The following is a 16,410-nucleotide window of genomic DNA, read 5'->3' as shown; positions in this document are numbered from 1 at the left end:
ACCATCACGAGGCTTCGGTGCTGGCGCGCTTGCGATCGCCTGAGGCCGGTCGATCGGCGGCGTCTCGCCGTCGCAGCACCCACTTTTCCCCCTCCACGATCAAGAAGATCGCCACGCTGGCGGCGAGGATGACCAGCCAGTGGTCGAGGCCCAGGGCATCGCTGCCGAAGATAAGCTGCATGAACGGCAAGTAGGTCCAGGCGAGCTGCAGGGCGAGCACCAGGGCGATGGCGATCCATACCGGCCGGCTGCCGAAGATGCCCCTCACCGAGAGCGAGCTTGCCACCATGAAGCGGCTGTTGATGAGGTAGGCGGCGCTGCCCGTGACCAGCATGTTCACGGCGCCGGTGCGGGCCAGCTCCTCGCTGCCCTCCTGGTAGAGCAGGATCCAGGTGAACATGGCAAAGACGCCCGCCAGCAGCAGGAGAGAGACAAACACCACCCGCCATAGCAGGAAGAGATCCAGCAGGGCGGCCGAAGGGTCGCGGGGCTGGCGCTGCATCAGGTCGGACTCGGCATCCTCGAAGGCCAGGGCGAGGCCGAGCGTCACCGCCACCACCATATTGACCCAGAGTGCCTGTAGCGGCGTCACCGGCAGCAGGGTACCCCCCAGCACCGCCAGCATGATGGCGAGCCCCTGGCCGCCATTGGTCGGCAGGATGAAGGTAATGGTCTTGCGGATGTTGTCGTAGACCTTGCGGCCCTCTTCGACAGCAGCCTCGATGGTGGCGAAATTGTCGTCGGCAAGCACCATCTCGGCCGCCTCCTTGGCCGCCTCGGTGCCCTGGATGCCCATGGCCACCCCAACGTCGGCGCGTTTCAGCGCCGGTCCGTCGTTGACCCCGTCGCCGGTCATGGCACAGATGCCGCCCTGGGCCTGCATGGCCTTGACCAGGCGCAGCTTGTGCTCAGGGGCGGCGCGGGCGAAGACGTCCACCTCCAGGATGCAGGCTTCGAGCTCCTCGTCGCTCATGGCCTCCAGCTCGCGTCCGGTCACGGCGCGCTCGGTCTGGGAAAAGCCGAGCTGCTTGGCGATGGCCAAGGCAGTGGCGGCGTGATCGCCGGTAACCATCACCGGGCGAATGCCCGCCCCCAGGCACTGGGTCACCGCCTCGATGGCCTCGTCGCGGGGCGGGTCGAGCAGTCCCACCAGGCCCAGCAGCACCAGGCCCTCCTCGGCGTGGGCGTCGTCCAGCTCGCCGCCGATGTCGCCGAGGTCCTTCTCCGCCAGGGCGAGCACCCGCAGCCCCCGGGAGGAAAGATCGTGGATGCGTGCCTCCCAGGTCTCGTGATCCAGTTCGGTATCGCCGTTGTCACCGCGCACCGACTGGCACATTTCGAGCAGGCGGTCGGGGGCCCCCTTGACCAGCAGGCGAGCTTCACCATCGAGCTCGTTGAGAGTGGCCATGTACTTTCGCTCGGATTCGAAGGGGATCGCATCCCGGCGCGGATGGGCCTCTCGTAGCTCGGCGGTCTCGAGCCCGGCCTTGGCAGCGGCCACCACCAGGGCGCCTTCGGTGGGGTCGCCGTGGATGGTCCAGTTCCCTTCTTCCTTGGCCAGGTCGGCGTCGTTGCAGAGCACGCCGACCTTGAGGAAGTGGGCCAGCGCTGGGTGATCATCGAGGCGTAGCGGCTCGCCATTGGCGTCGCTTTCCGGATCGCTGGGTGCGGCGCGCAGCTCGCCTTCCGGAGCGAAGCCGATACCGGAGAGCCGGCACTCTCCATCGGGTAGCCAGATCGCCTGGGCGGTCATCTCGTTGCGGGTCAGGGTGCCGGTCTTGTCGGAAAAGATCGTCGAAATCGAGCCCAGGGTCTCGACCGCTGGGAGGCGGCGAATGATGGCGTTGCGTTTCGCCATCACCTGCACGCCAAGCGCGAGGGTGATGGTGACGATGGCCGGCAGGCCTTCGGGGATGGCAGCTACTGCCAATCCCACTGCGGCCATGAACATCTCGCCCAGCGGCTGGCCGTGCACCAGGGCGCCGAAGGCCCCGGTGATGGCGGCGGCCCCGAGAATGAAGGCGGCCAGTACCCGGCCGGCCCGGTCGAGCTGCTGCAGCAGCGGTGTCTTGAGCTGCTCCACGCCGCGAAGCATCTCGGAGATACGTCCGATCTCGCTGCGAGTCCCGGTCTCCACTACCAAGCCGCGGGCGTTGCCCTGAACCACGATGGTACTGGCGTAGGCCATGCCGTGACGATCGCCAAGATCGGCATCGTCATCCACGGCTTTGCAGTCCTTGTCCACGGGAGTCGATTCGCCGGTGAGCGCGGCCTCTTCGGTACGCAGCCGCTTGGCTTCGATGAGCCGCAGGTCGGCGGGGACTCGGTCGCCGCTCTCGATCAAGACGATATCGCCGGGGACCAGCTCCTCGGCCGGCAGCGTACGGCGCTTGCCGTCGCGCAGCACATTGGCCTGGGGCGAGAGGAGATTACGGATGCTTTCCAGCGCTTGCTCGGCTTTGCCTTCCTGAATGAAGCCGATCAGGGCGATGATGATCACCACACCAAGAATGGCGAAGGCGTCGAGGGTGTGGCCGAGCACCAGACTGGCCGCGGCCGCCACGATCAGGATCATCATCAGGATGTTGTTGAACTGCTCCAGCAACCGCCGCCACCAGGGACGGCCCTGGGCCTGCTGCAGGCGGTTGGGGCCATACCGCTGCAGACGGGACTGCGCCTCGTCGTTGGACAGCCCCTCGGGGGAGCTCTCGAGTCTTTCCAGGGCGCCTTCACCGGGCAGCGCATGCCAGGCAGTGCGTTGGGGCTCGCGATCTTCGGGCATCCTTTTCCTCCGACATGGGGCGTTCAGCAACGGGTGGCTGAAGGTGTAGCATAGACTATGCTGCACTGCGGTGATTCAGGGCAAGGTCTGCTTGCCAACACCTTCAGCCGGCGTTGTCTTTTGCGCCCGAGCCAGGAGGCGGTCGCTATCTCACAGGATCATGGCGGCGACCCAGCCGAAGGCGATCAACGGGATATTGTAGTGCAGAAAGGTCGGCACCACGCTGTCCCAAATATGGTCGTGCTGGCCGTCGGCGTTGAGGCCGGCGGTGGGGCCGAGCGTCGAATCCGAGGCGGGCGAGCCGGCGTCGCCCAGGGCGGCGGCGGTACCCACGAGGGCGACGGTGGCCATGGGGGAGAAGCCGAAGCTAAGCGCCAAGGGCACATAGAGGGAGGCGATGATCGGGATGGTCGAGAACGACGAGCCGATGCCCATGGTGATGAAGAGGCCCACCAGCAGCATGATCAGTGCCGCCAGTCCCTTGTTATCGCCGATCAGCTCCGCCGAGCTCTGCACAAGGCCGCTCACCTCGCCGCTGGCCTGCATCACACTGGCAAAGCCCGCCGCCGAGATCATGATGAAGCCTACCAGGGCCATCATGCGCATGCCCTCGGTGAAGATGCCGTCCTGCTCGTGCCAGCGGAAGACACCGCTTAGCGACAGCACCGCGAAGCCGAAGATTCCCCCCAGCACCATGGAGCCGGTGTAGAGCTGTACCGCCACGGTTCCTACCAGGGCCACCCCCAGCACCGCTTTCTGCCACCCGGCCAGGTGGCGAGCGGCCTCCGCCGGCGTCTCGTCGCCGTGGGCGAGGTCGCGGTCCTCGTAGTCGCGCCCCTTGCGGTAACTGAACAGCACCGCCACGGCGAGGCCCAGCGCCATGCCGCCGATGGGGATGACCATGGCCATGGGCACCATCTGACGGGTTACCTCCAGCCCTAGCTCGGCACCGCTCTCGTTGAGGTTGGCCAGCAGGATGTCGTTGAGGAAGATAGCGCCGAAGCCCACCGGCAGCAGCATATAGGGCGCGGTGATGCCGAAGGTGATCACGCAGGCCGCGAGGCGCCGGTCGAGACGCAGATGATTCATCAGCTTGAGCAGCGGCGGCACCAGCACCGGAATGAAGGCGATATGCACCGGAATCAGGTTCTGGGAGCTCACCGCCGCAGCCAGCAGCGCCGCCAGCAGGGTGTAGGTGACCATACGGCGACTGCTGCCCGACTCGTCGACATGGAAGCGGCGGATGGCGCGATTGGCCAGCAGCTCGGTGATCCCCGAGCGCGACAGGGCCACGGCGAAGGCGCCCAGTACCGCATAGGAGAGGGCGATGGTGGCGCCGTTGCCCAGACCGTCGTTGAAGGCGTCGAGAATCTCGTCCAGCGGCATGCCCGCATAGAGGCCGCCCACCAGGGTGGCGGCGATCAGGGCGAAGACCACGGAGACTCGCGCCAGGCTCAGGCCGACCATCACTAGAATGGCGAGAACGATGGCATTCATGTGGTGATTTACTCTTGTCGTTGGATGTAGCGGTGAGAGGAGGGCGCCGGTGCCCCGCCGGGGAGCGAATGGGCTCCCCGGCGCGGCATGGCAGGTCGATCCGGCGGTCAGTCGCTCGGCAGCAGGCCGGCGGGCATCGCCTCGCTCAGGCGGCGTGCTTCGAGCAGCGCGGTGGCGACTTCGATATCCGGGGCGAAGAAGCGATCTCGCTCGTAGTGGCCGACCCGCTCGCGCAGCAGGGCGCGGGTCTGTTCCAGTGCCTCGGAGGTGGTGAGGCGCCGGCCGTTGCCGTCGGTGCGCAGGTCCAGCCCCTGGCAGGCGGCCAGCCACTCGATGGCGACGATGCCACGCACGTTGGCGGCCATCTCCCAGAGCCGCTTGCCGGCGGCCGGGGCCATGGAGACATGGTCTTCCTGGTTGGCGGAGGTGGGCAGGCTGTCGACGCTGTGGGGATGGGCCAGGGCCTTATTTTCGCTGGCGAGCGCCGCCGCCGTGACCTGGGCGATCATAAAGCCGGAGTTGACCCCGCCCTTCTCCACCAGGAAGGGGGGCAGCTGGGACATGTGCTTGTCCATCATCAGCGAGACGCGCCGTTCGGTGAGCGAGCCGATCTCGGCGATGGCCAGCGCGAGGTTGTCCGCCGCCATGGCCACCGGCTCGGCGTGGAAGTTGCCGCCGGAGATGATGTCGTCGCCGTCCACGAAGACGAGCGGATTGTCGGAGACGGCATTGACCTCGACGGCCAGCACCTCGGCGGCCTGGCGCAGCTGGGTCAGGACGGCGCCCATCACCTGGGGCTGGCAGCGCAGGGAGTAGGGGTCCTGCACCCGGTCGCACTGAGCGTGGGAGTCACCGATGGCGCTGCGTTCGCCGAGCAGGTGGCGATAGGCGGCGGCGGCATCGATCTGGCCGCGCTGGCCGCGCACCTCGTGGATGCGCGCATCGAAGGGGGAGCGGGAGCCGAGGGTGGCCTCCACGGTGAGGGCGCCGCAGACGGTGGCGGCGGCGTAGAGGTCCTCCGCCTCGAACAGGCCGCGCAGGGCATAGGCGGTGGAGACCTGGGTGCCGTTGAGCAGTGCCAGGCCCTCCTTGGGGGCGAGGTTCAGGGGTTCGAGCCCAGCGATCGCCAGGGCCTCCCGGGCGGGCAGCCACTCGCCTTTATGGCGGGCCTTGCCCTCGCCGAGCAGCACCACGCTCATATGGGCGAGCGGGGCCAGGTCGCCGGAGGCGCCCACCGAGCCCTTGAGGGGAATATGGGGGTAGACCTCGGCGTTGATCATGGCGATCAGGGCATCGAGCACCTCGCGGCGGATGCCGGAGAAGCCGCGGGCCAGGCTGTTGACCTTGAGCACCATGATCAGGCGCACCAGGGCGTCGTCCATGGGCTCGCCGACCCCGGTGGAGTGGGAGAGCACCAGGGAGCGCTGCAGGTCTTCCAATTCGTCGTTGGCGATGCGGGTCTGGGCCAGCAGGCCAAAGCCGGTGTTGATGCCGTAGACGGTGCGGTTTTCGTCAACGACGCGGTTGACGCAGTCGACGCTGCGCTGGATGGCGGCGTCGGCGCTGGCCGGTAGGCTGACCTGGAGGGGGGCTTCATAGACCCGGCGCGCCTGGGCCAGGGTCATCTTGCCGGGTTGGATATCGAGATGGGTCATGACTGGGATTCCTGTTTGCCACATGGGCGTGTTTCAGCACCTCGCTGGATCGGAGCTGTTCCGGGGGCAGACCTGCGAGGAGGCGCTGTGAACCCCTCCCTGGGCGCTACCGATTCCCTGCGGCGCTCTTGCGTCCTGCGCCGCTTGCAGGGCCGGTGCTGGCCATCCATGGCCAGCCCGTTCGGAGCAATGCTCCTCACCCCTGGAATCGGACCTCCTCTTCGGTCTGCCCCCGGCGCTCCTCGCCAGGGCAGGGTACCTTGGCATGTCGCGATGTAAGGGCGCTTATTTATGGTTCATCACATACTGGCGTGAACTGGCTTTGTGGGAGGGAGCTTCAGCTCGCGAAGTAGCGCGCAGCGCTACCAAAGGGGCGCCTGCGGCGCCTTCGTCGAACCGCCGGCAGAGCCGGCCTCCTACCTTGAAGCTTGCCAAACATGTTCACGTTAAAATGCGAAGAACCTTATTTATCCAGCATCGGCAGGTCGAGGCCGTTGTCCCGGGCGCACTGCTTGGCGATGTCGTAGCCGGCGTCGGCGTGACGCATCACCCCGGTGCCCGGGTCGTTGTGCAGCACCCGGCCCAGGCGAGCGTGGGCGTCATCGCTGCCGTCGGCGACGATCACCACCCCGGCGTGCTGGGAGTAGCCCATGCCCACCCCGCCGCCATGGTGCAGCGAGACCCAGGTGGCGCCGCCGGCGGTATTGAGCAGGGCGTTGAGCAGCGGCCAGTCGGAGACGGCGTCGCTGCCGTCCTGCATCGCCTCGGTCTCGCGGTTGGGGCTGGCCACCGAGCCGGAGTCCAGGTGGTCGCGGCCAATGACGACGGGCGCCTTGAGCTCGCCGTTGGCGACCATCTCGTTGAAGGCCTGGCCGAGGCGGGCGCGATCCTTGAGGCCCACCCAGCAGATCCGCGCCGGCAGCCCCTGGAAGCTGATCCGCTCCCGGGCCATGTCGAGCCAGTTGTGCAGGTGCGGGTCGTCGGGGATCAGCTCCTTGACCTTCTGGTCGGTCTTGTAGATGTCCTCCGGGTCGCCGGAGAGCGCGGCCCAGCGGAAGGGGCCGATGCCCTGGCAGAACAGCGGGCGGATGTAGGCTGGCACGAAGCCGGGGAAGTCGAAGGCGTTGGCGACGCCCTCTTCCATCGCCATCTGGCGGATGTTGTTGCCGTAGTCGAAGGTGGGCACGCCCATCTTCTGGAAGTCGAGCATGGCCTGGACATGCACCGCCATGGACTGCTTGGCGGCCTTGACGGTGGCCTCGGGCTGGGTCTTGCCGCGGGCCACGTATTCATCCCAGGTCCAGCCCTGGGGCAGGTAGCCGTGCAGCGGGTCGTGGGCGCTGGTCTGGTCGGTGACCATATCGGGGCGCACGCCGCGCTTGACCAGCTCCGGCAGCACATCGGCGGCGTTGGCACAGAGGCCGATGGAGACCGCCTTGCCCTCGGCGGTGTAGCGCTCGATGCGCGCCAGGGCGTCGTCGAGGTCCTCGGCCTGCTCGTCCAGATAGCGGGTGCGCAGGCGGAAGTCGAGGCTCGACTGCTGGCACTCGACGTTGAGCGAGCAGGCGCCGGCCAGGGTCGCCGCCAGGGGCTGGGCGCCGCCCATGCCGCCGAGGCCGGCGGTGAGGATCCAGCGGCCCTTGAGGTCGCCGTCGTAGTGCTGGCGGCCGGCCTCGACGAAGGTCTCGTAGGTGCCCTGGACGATGCCCTGGGAGCCGATGTAGATCCAGGAGCCGGCGGTCATCTGGCCGTACATCATCAGGCCTTTCTTATCCAGCTCGTTGAAGTGCTCCCAGTTGGCCCAGGCCGGCACCAGGTTGGAGTTGGCGATCAGCACCCGGGGGGCGTCCTTGTGGGTCTCGAAGACGCCCACCGGCTTGCCGGACTGGACCAGCAGGGTCTGGGTGTCTTCCAGGCGCTGCAGGGTCTCGACAATGGTGTCGTAGCACTGCCAGTCACGGGCGGCGCGGCCGATGCCGCCGTAGACCACCAGGTCCTCGGGGCGTTCGGCCACGTCCGGGTGGAGGTTGTTCATCAGCATGCGCAGCGGCGCCTCGGTGAGCCAGCTCTTGCAGCTGCGCTCGGTGCCGGTGGGGGCGCCGATCTTGCGGCCGGCGTCCCGGCGGGACGGGTCGTGACGGGGATCGCGCTGGGTCATGGGAGTCGCCTCTTGGTTGGGTCGTTCGGTGTAGGGTGTCGTGATGTTCGGCGGGCCGTACGGCTTAGCCGTTTAGCGTCAAATGATGAATCAGCCGCGCCGCCGCCCGGGCGGTGCGCCTGTCGATATCGACGTCGGGGTTGAGCTCGGCCAGGTCGATCAGCGCCAGCTTGCCGCTGTCGCGCACCCGGGTGAGCAGCGGCTCGATCAGGGCCAGCGGCACGCCGTGGGCGGCGGGGGCGCTGACGCCGGGTGCCTCGCAGGCCGGCAGCACGTCGATATCGATGCTCAGGTAGATTCGGTCGCACTGGCCGATAAAGTCGGTGAGCTCCTCGCCGAGGCTGTCCAGGCGGGCCGCGGTGATCTCGTGATCCTCGCGGACCAGCACGCCAAGCTCGGCGGCACGCTGGAAGAGCGCCCGGGTGTTGGCGGCCCGGCTGACGCCCAGGCAGGCGTAGCGGAAGGGCCAGCCGCGGGCCTGGCTGGCCTCGGCGATCTGGGCGAAGGGGGTGCCGGAGGAGCGCACATGACGCGAGTCGCGCAGGTCGAAGTGGGCATCGAAGTTGATGATGCCGACCTTGGGGATCGAGGTGTCGCCGGCTTCCAGGTGGCGGGCCAGACCCGACCAGCTGCCGAAGGCCACCTCGTGACCGCCGCCCAGCACGATGGGCAGGTGGCCCTGGGCCATGAGCTCGGCGACCCGCTCGGCCAGCCGCGCCTGGGCGGTTTCCATGTCGCCATCGCCATGGCAGACGATATCGCCGGCATCCAGGGCAGGGCCTTGGCGGTGCCAGGCCAGCGGCGCCAGGGCCTGACGCAGGGCCCGGGGGCCCTTGGCGGCCCCGATTCGCCCCTGGTTGCGGGCCACCCCGGCGTCGCAGGCGAAGCCCACCAGGGCCACGCCCGGGGTGGTGGAGGCCTGAAGCGGCTCGACCACTTGGTGCCAGCGCAGGCTATCCGCCTCGGGATCCTCGCGACCGGCCCAGGGGGACATGTCGATGAGCTTAGTCATGGCTCACCTCCCCGTTGAACACCCGCTGGCGCAGGCGGCCGGGCTGGACCGCATAGGCGAGCGCCGCCGGGGTGTCGGCGTTCCACAGGCAGAGATCCGCCGGGGCGCCCTCGACGATGCGGCCGAGCTGCCGGTCGTGAAGCCCCAGCGCCCGGGCGCCGTGGGCGGTCATGCCGGCCAGGGCCTCCTGGGGTGTGAGGCGGAAGAGGGTGCAGGCGAAGTTGAGCATCAGGGTGGGGTCGAAGATCGGCGAGCTGCCCGGGTTGGCGTCGGTGGCCACCGCCATGGGCACGCCGGCGCGCCGCAGCGCGGGTATCGGCGGCAGCTTGGTCTCGCGCAGGGTGTGAAAGGCGCCGGGCAGCAGCACGGCGACGCTGCCGGCGTCTCTCAGCGCGTCGACCCCGTCCTCGTCCAAAAACTCGATATGGTCGGCGGAGAGCGCCCCATGGCGGGCGGCCATGGCGCTGCCGCCCAGGTTGGAGAGCTGCTCGGCGTGGGCCTTGATGGGCAAGCCGTACGCCTCGGCGGCCTCGAAGACCCGCTCACACTGGGCCACCGAGAAGGCGATGGTCTCGCAGAACACGTCCACCGCATCGGCCAGCCCCTCGGCGGCGGCTGCCGGGATCATCTGTTCGCAGACCAGGCGAATGTAGCCGTCGCTGTCGTCGGTGAACTCCGGGGGCAGAGCGTGGGCGCCCAGCAGGGTGGTGACTACTCGCACCGGCAGGGCCTCGCCCAGGCGGCGGGCCACCCGCAGCATCTTCAGCTCGTCGGCGACCGTCAGGCCGTAGCCGGACTTGATCTCCACAGTGGTGACGCCCTCGGCCATCAGAGCCTCGAGGCGCGGGCGGGCGGCGGCGAAGAGCGCCTCCTCGCTGGCCTCGCGGGTGGCGGTGACGGTGCTGAGGATGCCGCCGCCGCGGCGAGCGATCTCCTCGTAGCTGACGCCTTCCAGGCGCTGCTCGAATTCGTCGGCCCGGGAGCCGCCGAAGACCAGGTGGGTATGGCAGTCCACCAGGCCGGGGGTCATGACGCCGCCGCTGGCCATCAGCTCGCAGCCGGCGAGGGTCTCGGCGTCTAGCTCGCTCATCGGAACGACCCGCTCGAGGCGCTCGCCGGCCACGATCACCGCCATGGGCTCGGGCAGGGTGCGTAGGCCATCGAAGAGGGTGATATCGCGCCAGAGGCGGCGAGTGGCTGGGGATGGCATGGCGGCCTCCTTGTTGAACTCGTTATGTATATACAATTAGCCTAGCCGGAAAATGGCGTCAAGTCACCCCGTGATGCGGAATTGTCAGGGGCCGTGGATATCAGCCCAAAAAGACAGAGAATCGCTTTAACTACAGTGGGTTATTTGGTTGTTGTCGCACAACGACAGGTGCTGGCTACGGGGTTGTTAAGACAAAAGTATAAGGCTTCGAGAAAGATATGGAGGAGGCTTTCTCGATTGCATGTATATACATTAAGCGGATTGGGTAGTTGTCTGGTGGCAGCGCAACGACCCGCGCCTCCCGGGGCCGGCCCGGGAGGCGTTCCTGTGTCAGGGGAGCTAGTCGCGGCGGCTGTTGACGGTGGAGCGCAGCTTGTAGCGGTCGCCGGGGTGGATCAGGCGCGCATAGCTGATCAGCTGCTCGCCGGACCAGGTGCGGCGCACCATGCTCAGACAGGGAGTGGCGGTATCGATGGCCAGCCAGTCGGCGGTCTGGGCATCCACCAGCACCGCCTCGACGATATGCTCGATATCGGTGATCGGGCAGGCGGCCACCAGCACCTCGTTGGGCGTGTGGCGGGAAAAGTCGGTCTCCAGGTAGTCCGGCACCCAGCGGGGATTGACGTAGCGATTCTCCAGCTGAATGGGTACCTCGTCCTCGTAGTGCACCAGCAGGGTGTGGAAGACCCGGCTGCCGAGCCGCACGCCCAGCCGCAGCGCCACCTCGTCGTCGGCGTCGATGGCCTCTCGGGTCAGCACCTCGTTGCGGTAGGCGTGGCCGCGCCCGCGCACCTCCTCGGCGATATTGTGCACGTCGAGCAGCGAGGACTCCGCCTTGCGGTCGGTGACGAAGGTGCCGAGCCCCGCCTGGCGGGTCAGGTAGCCTTTCTGCACAAGGTCGCGGATCGCCTTGTTGGCCGTCATGCGGCTGACCCCGAAGTCCCGTGCCAGCTGCTCCTCCGGCGGAATCTGGTGGTGGGCCGGCCAGTCGCCGCTGTGGATCTTGTCCAGCAGGTGCTGCTGGATCTGCAGGTAGAGCGGGGGAGAGCTGCCCATGGTCTGCGCCGCGTCCTTTTACGAATGGCAAATGTATAGACGAATAGTCTACCTGGCTCAGGGGTGCCAGGCACGCGGCATTGGGCCCTGCGGCCTTCGGCTTGGCGGTCGGTTGGTGCCGCCGTGAGCCGGCATGCTATGTTGGGGCCACGCATCTGCTGCAGTGCCGCCCGGCGCCCCGCATTAGGCGGCCAGGGCAGGCTATGATCCCGGGAGTTCTTGGACGGCTATGGCCTTCAAATCATCGACACGAATCAATAAATACATCAGCGAGAGCGGCCTGTGCTCACGCCGCGAGGCGGACCGCTACGTCGAGCAGGGCAATGTCCAGCTCAACGGTAAGCGTGCCAGTACCGGGGATCAGGTGTATCCGGGGGATGTGGTCAAGGTCAACGGCCAACGGATCGAGCCCCAGGAGGCCGAGGACCTGGTCTTTATCGCTCTCAACAAGCCGGTGGGCATCGTCAGCACCACCGAGCCCAGCGAAAAGGCCAATATCGTCGATTTCGTCAAGCATGGGGTCCGCATCTTTCCCATTGGCCGCCTGGACAAGGACTCCCAGGGGCTGATCTTTTTGACTAACAATGGCGACCTGGTCAACAAGATCCTCAGGGCTAGCAATCACCACGAGAAGGAATACCGGGTCACGGTCGACAAGCCGATCACCGACGATTTCATCGCGGGCATGGCGGCCGGGGTCCCCATCCTGGGGCAAGTCACCAAGCGCTGCCGCGTGGTGAAGGAGTCGACCTTCGTCTTCAACATCACCCTGGTGCAGGGGTTGAATCGCCAGATCCGTCGCATGTGCGAAGTGTTCGGCTATGAGGTCACCCGGCTCGAGCGAATCCGGATCATGAACGTGTCCCTCAAGGGGCTGGCCTTGGGGGACTGGCGCGACCTGACGCCGCAAGAGGTGGAGACGATTTTAGCGCTTACCGAGCGCTCCAGTGCCGATGCCGAGGCTACCGGCCAGCGAGGCGGCCAAAAGCCGGCGAGAGGCAAGCCGACGGGCGGAAAGCGCGGTATCGCCAAGGGGCGCGGGAAGTCCGGAGCGCCGCATCGTCGCGATACGGCCAAGTCGAAGGCGGGTGGCAAGGCGACGCCAGGCGGGAAGGCCGCGGATCCCAAGGCCAAGGCAGCGGCGAAGAAAGCCGCCGGGACCAAGACGTCGAGCAAGCCGGCAGGCAAGGCGGCTAGCAAAGGGGGCGGTCCCGCTCACAAGTCCGGCAGGCGGCTGGCCAAGCCTGCCAAATCCGGCAAGGGACGCCGACCCAAGCCCGGCCGCTGATCATGGCGCCGGCTTAGCCGTGACGACTGGAGGAATATGCCGTGCGCTTGACAAGTCCTGCCGCCGAGCGCAACCGTCAGCCAATTCTGGCCGTGTTGCAAGACGTACTGCCTGAACGGGCGAGGGTGCTGGAGGTCGCTAGTGGCAGCGGTGAGCACGGCGTTCACTGCGCCACCGCCATGCCGGGCTGGGAGTGGCAGCCAAGCGATCCCAACCCCCATGCCCGTGACTCCATTGCCGCTTGGCGTGAGCATAGCGAGCTGCCCAATCTGTTGCCGCCGCTGGCGCTGGACGTGACGCTCAGCTGTCCCCCCGGGCCTTTCGACGCCATCGTGGCGATCAACCTGATTCATATCTCCGCCTGGGAGGTGACTCAGGCGCTGATGGCCTGTGCGGGGCGGCGCTTGACCGCAGGCGGCGTGCTGTTTCTCTATGGCCCCTATCGGCGCGAAGGGCACCATACCGCGCCCAGCAATGCGGCCTTCGATGCCGATCTCAAGGGCCGCGATCCGCGCTGGGGCGTACGCGACCTCGAGGCGGTGGTGGCAGAGGCCGAGCGGCAGGGCCTCGCCCTGGACCGAGTGGTAGAGATGCCCGCCAACAACCTCAGCGTGGTACTGCGGCGGCGTGGATGAGGCTACTCCTCGATCTCGCCGGGCACACGATAGCGCACCCCCTCGGCCTGGCGATCATCCTCGTAGCGGTGGGTTTCCGGCTCGGCGGGCACGCCCCACAGCGTCTCGCGGCTGCCGTCGTGAAAGGTATAGGTGGTGCAGCCGGCCAGCAGGGCGAGGGCCAGGCCGGCGGCGGCCAGCACAGTCGGGTGAGGCATGGGGCATCCTTGGCGTGTGGGGTGGCAGGTAACGATACTTTAGCTTTTCTCATCATGGCCCGCCCCGGCCGTTTACCACAAGCCGTTCGAGGCCCTCAGCCCGACCAGCCGGCGAGGATCGGCACATAGACCACCATCAGCAGCACGCTGATCAGCCCCAGCAGGTAGGGCACGATGGCGCGGGTGATGCGCTCCAGCGGTAGCTGGGTCACCGAAGAGGCCACATAGAGGTTGATCGCCACCGGCGGGGTGATCATCCCGACGGCGAGCCCCATGACGATGATGATGCCGAAGTGGATCGGGTCGATGCCGAGCTGGGTGACCAGGGGCAAGAGGACCGGGGTGAGAATGATCAGCGCGCTGGCGGTTTCGATGAACACCCCGGTGAGCAGGATCACGGCGACGACCAACAGCATGATCACGAAGGGATCGGTGGACAGTGAGAGCACTGCCTGGGCGATGGCCCCCGGGACCTGCCAGCTGGAGAGCGTCCAGCTGAGTACCGCCGAGGTGGCGATCACCAGCATGATCACCGACGTCGTTATCGCCGAGCGGATGAGGATGCGGTAGACGTCGGCCAGGCGCAGGTCGCGGTAGATAAACAGCGACACCAGCAGGGCGTAGTTGACCGCTACCACGGCGGCTTCGCTGGGCGTGAATACCCCGGAGAAGATACCCCCCAGGATGATCACCGGTGTCATGAGCCCCCAGCTGGCGCTGCGGAAAGTACGCCAGATGGTGGCAGCCGAAAGCGCGGTGCCGCGGGGGTAGTTCCTGCGGTAGGCCTGGACGATGGCGATGGCACCAAGCCCGAGGCCCATGACAAGCCCGGGGATGACGCCGTTGAGGAACAGCGTCGACACCGACTGCTGGGCGATCACCGCGTAGATGATCATGGGAACCGAAGGGGGAATCACCACCCCGATGGTCCCGCTGGCGGCGATCAGGCTGGCGGCGGCAGCCGGATCATAGCCTTTCTTGCGCAGCTCCGGCACCAGGGTTGAGCCCACCGCCGCGGTAGTGGCCGCTCCAGAGCCGGAGATGGCGGCGAAGAACATACCGGCCCCCACCGAGACGATGGACAGACCGCCCTTGAGGAAGCCGAACAGGGCATCGGCAAAATTGACCAGCTTCTCACTGACCTTGCCCTGGGCCATCAGATCCCCGGTGAGGATGAACATGGGGACCGCCACCAGAGCAAAGGAGTTGATGCCCTGGAACATCTGCTGAGTGACGACCATTAGCGGTACGCCCTGGGCATTGAGGGCCAGCAGGGTGCTGGCGCCAATGGCCAGGGCAATGGGAACGCCCAGCAGCATGAAGCAGAAGAACAGTACGAATAGCAGCCCGGTCATGCCGGCGGCTCCTCGGGGATGCGGGGCCCGGGGTCACCGCCCCTGGGGCCCTGGATCAGCAGTTCGACCAGATCCACCAGGGCGTACCAGGCCATGATCGCCGCCGAGATCGGGATGACCGCATAGACATAGGTCATGGAGAGGCGCAGCGAGGCGGACTTCTGGAAGCTCTGTGCCTGCATGTAGCGATAGCCGATCAGGATCAGGGCCACCATGAAGCTCAGGGCCACCAGGAGGGCGGCAATACGCGCCAGCTGCTTCAGGCGGCCGGGCAGGGCGTCGACCACGAAGGTCACGGCGATATGGCGGCCGCGCTGGAAGGCGAGGGTGGCGCCCAGAAAGGTGATCCACACCAGCAGAAAGCGGGCAACCTCCTCGGTCCAGCCCACCGCCGTGAAGAGCACGCGCGAGACGATCTGCAGGGTGATCACGCCGATCAGCGCCGCCATGCCCGCGAAGACCACGGGCTGAATGGCGGCGTCGAGAGCGTGCTCAATTCGCTGCAGTGCCTTGAGCAAGGCGGCGGTCAGGCTCGTCACTTAGTCCAGCGCCGCCCGGATCCGGGTCAGGTAGTCGCCAAACTGCTCGCCGTATTTTTCGTAGACCGGTGCTACAGCGGCCTGGAAGGCCTCGAGGTCGGCGTCATCAACGATCTGCATGCCGGCATCGCGCAGCTCCGCCAGCTGTTCGGCTTCCATCTCGGCATTGACACGGCGCTCATGCTCGGCAGCTTCCTGGGCCGCCTGCAGCATGACCGCTTGCGCGGGTTCCGGCAGCTCGTTCCAGACCGGCATGCCCATCACGAAGATCGCCGGGGCATAGGTGTGCCGTGACAGCGTCATGTGGCTCTGGGTTTCATGGAGCTTGAAGGAGTGGATGACGTTGACCGGGTTTTCCTGGCCGTCGATGGTGCCCTGCTGCATGGCAGTGAGTGCTTCCGTCCAGGCCATGGGAATGGCGTTGGCGCCAAGCTCGCGAAAGGTGTCCGTGTAGACGGGGTTCTCCATGACCCGGATACGCAGCCCGTCGATGTCGGCCGGCGAGCGCACCTCCCGCTCGCTGTTGGTCAGGTTGCGAAAGCCCCGTTCGGCGTAGGCCAAGCCCTTGAGGTTGACCTCGGATAGCTTGTCGAGCAGCTCCTGGCCGATCTCGCCGTCGAGGACCTCGTAGGCGGCCTCGGGGGAGGGAAACAGGAAGGGGAGCTCGAAGACTGCCATCTCCTCGACGAAATTCGCCACCGGACCATTGGTGATCACGCCCATGTCCACGGTGCCGATCTGCATGCCCTCGAGCAGGGTGCGCTCGTCGCCGAGGCTGGCGTTGGGGTAGATATCGATACTCACCGCCCCCTCGGTGCGTGCCTCTACCAGTTCCTGGAATTTCACGGCGGCAATATGGAAACCGTCTTGCTCGTTGACGACGTGGGCCAGGCGCAGGGTGACCGGGTCCATGTCGGCAAAGTCGGAAGCATTGGCGGCGGTGGTCAGGGCCAGCGAGATGCCCAGTGCCAGCGTGCGGGATGCGAAGCCTTTCATTGTTGTTTTCCTCTCTTGGTTCAGTCCATC

General features: G+C 66.8%; 13 protein-coding genes. 2 read left to right on the top strand and 11 right to left on the bottom strand.

The genetic code is table 11. The annotated features are described in order from the left end of the window. Positions 1–4 precede the first annotated feature (4 nt). The 7 genes from ACZIYR_RS09985 to hutC all read right to left on the bottom strand — a co-directional run bounded on the left by ACZIYR_RS09985 (position 5) and on the right by hutC (position 11,370). On the bottom strand, positions 5–2,782 hold the full coding sequence (locus ACZIYR_RS09985; protein ID WP_483526583.1) for a cation-translocating P-type ATPase: 2,778 nt from the start codon (positions 2,780–2,782) through the stop codon (positions 5–7). Positions 2,783–2,932: 150 nt separating this feature from the next. Further along, on the bottom strand, positions 2,933–4,279 hold the full coding sequence (locus ACZIYR_RS09980) for a Na+/H+ antiporter family protein (protein WP_483526582.1): 1,347 nt from the start codon (positions 4,277–4,279) through the stop codon (positions 2,933–2,935). Between the two features lie 107 nt (positions 4,280–4,386). Beyond that, positions 4,387–5,934, bottom strand: coding sequence for a histidine ammonia-lyase (gene hutH / locus ACZIYR_RS09975; RefSeq protein ID WP_483526581.1), 1,548 nt, complete (start codon positions 5,932–5,934; stop codon positions 4,387–4,389). A gap of 463 nt (positions 5,935–6,397) precedes the next feature. After that, entirely contained in the window at positions 6,398–8,092 is a 1,695-nt protein-coding gene (gene hutU, locus ACZIYR_RS09970) for a urocanate hydratase (protein ID WP_483526580.1), read from the bottom strand. Between the two features lie 64 nt (positions 8,093–8,156). Then, a complete protein-coding gene (gene hutG, locus ACZIYR_RS09965) occupies positions 8,157–9,104 on the bottom strand; it encodes a formimidoylglutamase (protein WP_483526579.1) in 948 nt (315 codons plus the stop codon). Then, positions 9,097–10,314: an imidazolonepropionase gene (hutI, locus tag ACZIYR_RS09960; protein ID WP_483526578.1), complete on the bottom strand. Its 1,218-nt coding sequence runs from the start codon at positions 10,312–10,314 to the stop codon at positions 9,097–9,099. The genes hutG and hutI overlap by 8 nt, the downstream gene beginning before the upstream one ends. Before the next feature lie 339 nt (positions 10,315–10,653). Next, positions 10,654–11,370, bottom strand: coding sequence for a histidine utilization repressor (gene hutC, locus ACZIYR_RS09955; protein WP_483526577.1), 717 nt, complete (start codon positions 11,368–11,370; stop codon positions 10,654–10,656). Between the two features lie 229 nt (positions 11,371–11,599). On the opposite strand from hutC, the gene rluF reads away from it, so the two are divergent. Both rluF and ACZIYR_RS09945 read left to right on the top strand, forming a co-directional pair. After that, entirely contained in the window at positions 11,600–12,658 is a 1,059-nt protein-coding gene (gene rluF / locus ACZIYR_RS09950) for a 23S rRNA pseudouridine(2604) synthase RluF (protein WP_483526576.1), read from the top strand. Between the two features lie 41 nt (positions 12,659–12,699). Continuing rightward, on the top strand, positions 12,700–13,293 hold the full coding sequence (locus ACZIYR_RS09945; protein ID WP_483526575.1) for a DUF938 domain-containing protein: 594 nt from the start codon (positions 12,700–12,702) through the stop codon (positions 13,291–13,293). 2 nt (positions 13,294–13,295) lie between these two features. Here the strand turns inward: ACZIYR_RS09945 and ACZIYR_RS09940 are convergent, their stop codons facing one another. The 4 genes from ACZIYR_RS09940 to ACZIYR_RS09925 form a co-directional block, all read right to left on the bottom strand. Continuing rightward, on the bottom strand, positions 13,296–13,490 hold the full coding sequence (locus ACZIYR_RS09940; RefSeq protein WP_473033599.1) for a hypothetical protein: 195 nt from the start codon (positions 13,488–13,490) through the stop codon (positions 13,296–13,298). Between the two features lie 95 nt (positions 13,491–13,585). Next, positions 13,586–14,845 carry a TRAP transporter large permease gene (locus ACZIYR_RS09935; protein ID WP_483526574.1) on the bottom strand — a complete coding sequence of 420 codons (1,260 nt, stop codon included), beginning with the start codon at positions 14,843–14,845 and terminating at the stop codon, positions 13,586–13,588. Then, positions 14,842–15,384, bottom strand: coding sequence for a TRAP transporter small permease (locus ACZIYR_RS09930; RefSeq protein WP_483526573.1), 543 nt, complete (start codon positions 15,382–15,384; stop codon positions 14,842–14,844). Before ACZIYR_RS09930 ends, ACZIYR_RS09935 begins: the two co-directional genes overlap by 4 nt. Then, positions 15,385–16,380, bottom strand: coding sequence for a TRAP transporter substrate-binding protein (locus ACZIYR_RS09925; protein WP_473033598.1), 996 nt, complete (start codon positions 16,378–16,380; stop codon positions 15,385–15,387). Positions 16,381–16,410 lie beyond the last annotated feature (30 nt).

This window comes from Billgrantia sp. NRB1, from assembly GCF_056921725.1.
Note: the sequence above shows the minus strand (reverse complement) of the source record. Positions and strands in the feature narration are given on the sequence as shown.

Coding starts and splice junctions, on each gene's coding strand:
- ACZIYR_RS09985 (WP_483526583.1), bottom strand. CDS start 2,782: ATGCCCGAAGATCGCGAGCCCCAACGCACTGCCTGGCATGCGCTGCCC.
- ACZIYR_RS09980 (WP_483526582.1), bottom strand. CDS start 4,279: ATGAATGCCATCGTTCTCGCCATTCTAGTGATGGTCGGCCTGAGCCTG.
- hutH (WP_483526581.1), bottom strand. CDS start 5,934: ATGACCCATCTCGATATCCAACCCGGCAAGATGACCCTGGCCCAGGCG.
- hutU (WP_483526580.1), bottom strand. CDS start 8,092: ATGACCCAGCGCGATCCCCGTCACGACCCGTCCCGCCGGGACGCCGGC.
- hutG (WP_483526579.1), bottom strand. CDS start 9,104: ATGACTAAGCTCATCGACATGTCCCCCTGGGCCGGTCGCGAGGATCCC.
- hutI (WP_483526578.1), bottom strand. CDS start 10,314: ATGCCATCCCCAGCCACTCGCCGCCTCTGGCGCGATATCACCCTCTTC.
- hutC (WP_483526577.1), bottom strand. CDS start 11,370: ATGGGCAGCTCTCCCCCGCTCTACCTGCAGATCCAGCAGCACCTGCTG.
- rluF (WP_483526576.1), top strand. CDS start 11,600: ATGGCCTTCAAATCATCGACACGAATCAATAAATACATCAGCGAGAGC.
- ACZIYR_RS09940 (WP_473033599.1), bottom strand. CDS start 13,490: ATGCCTCACCCGACTGTGCTGGCCGCCGCCGGCCTGGCCCTCGCCCTG.
- ACZIYR_RS09935 (WP_483526574.1), bottom strand. CDS start 14,845: ATGACCGGGCTGCTATTCGTACTGTTCTTCTGCTTCATGCTGCTGGGC.
- ACZIYR_RS09925 (WP_473033598.1), bottom strand. CDS start 16,380: ATGAAAGGCTTCGCATCCCGCACGCTGGCACTGGGCATCTCGCTGGCC.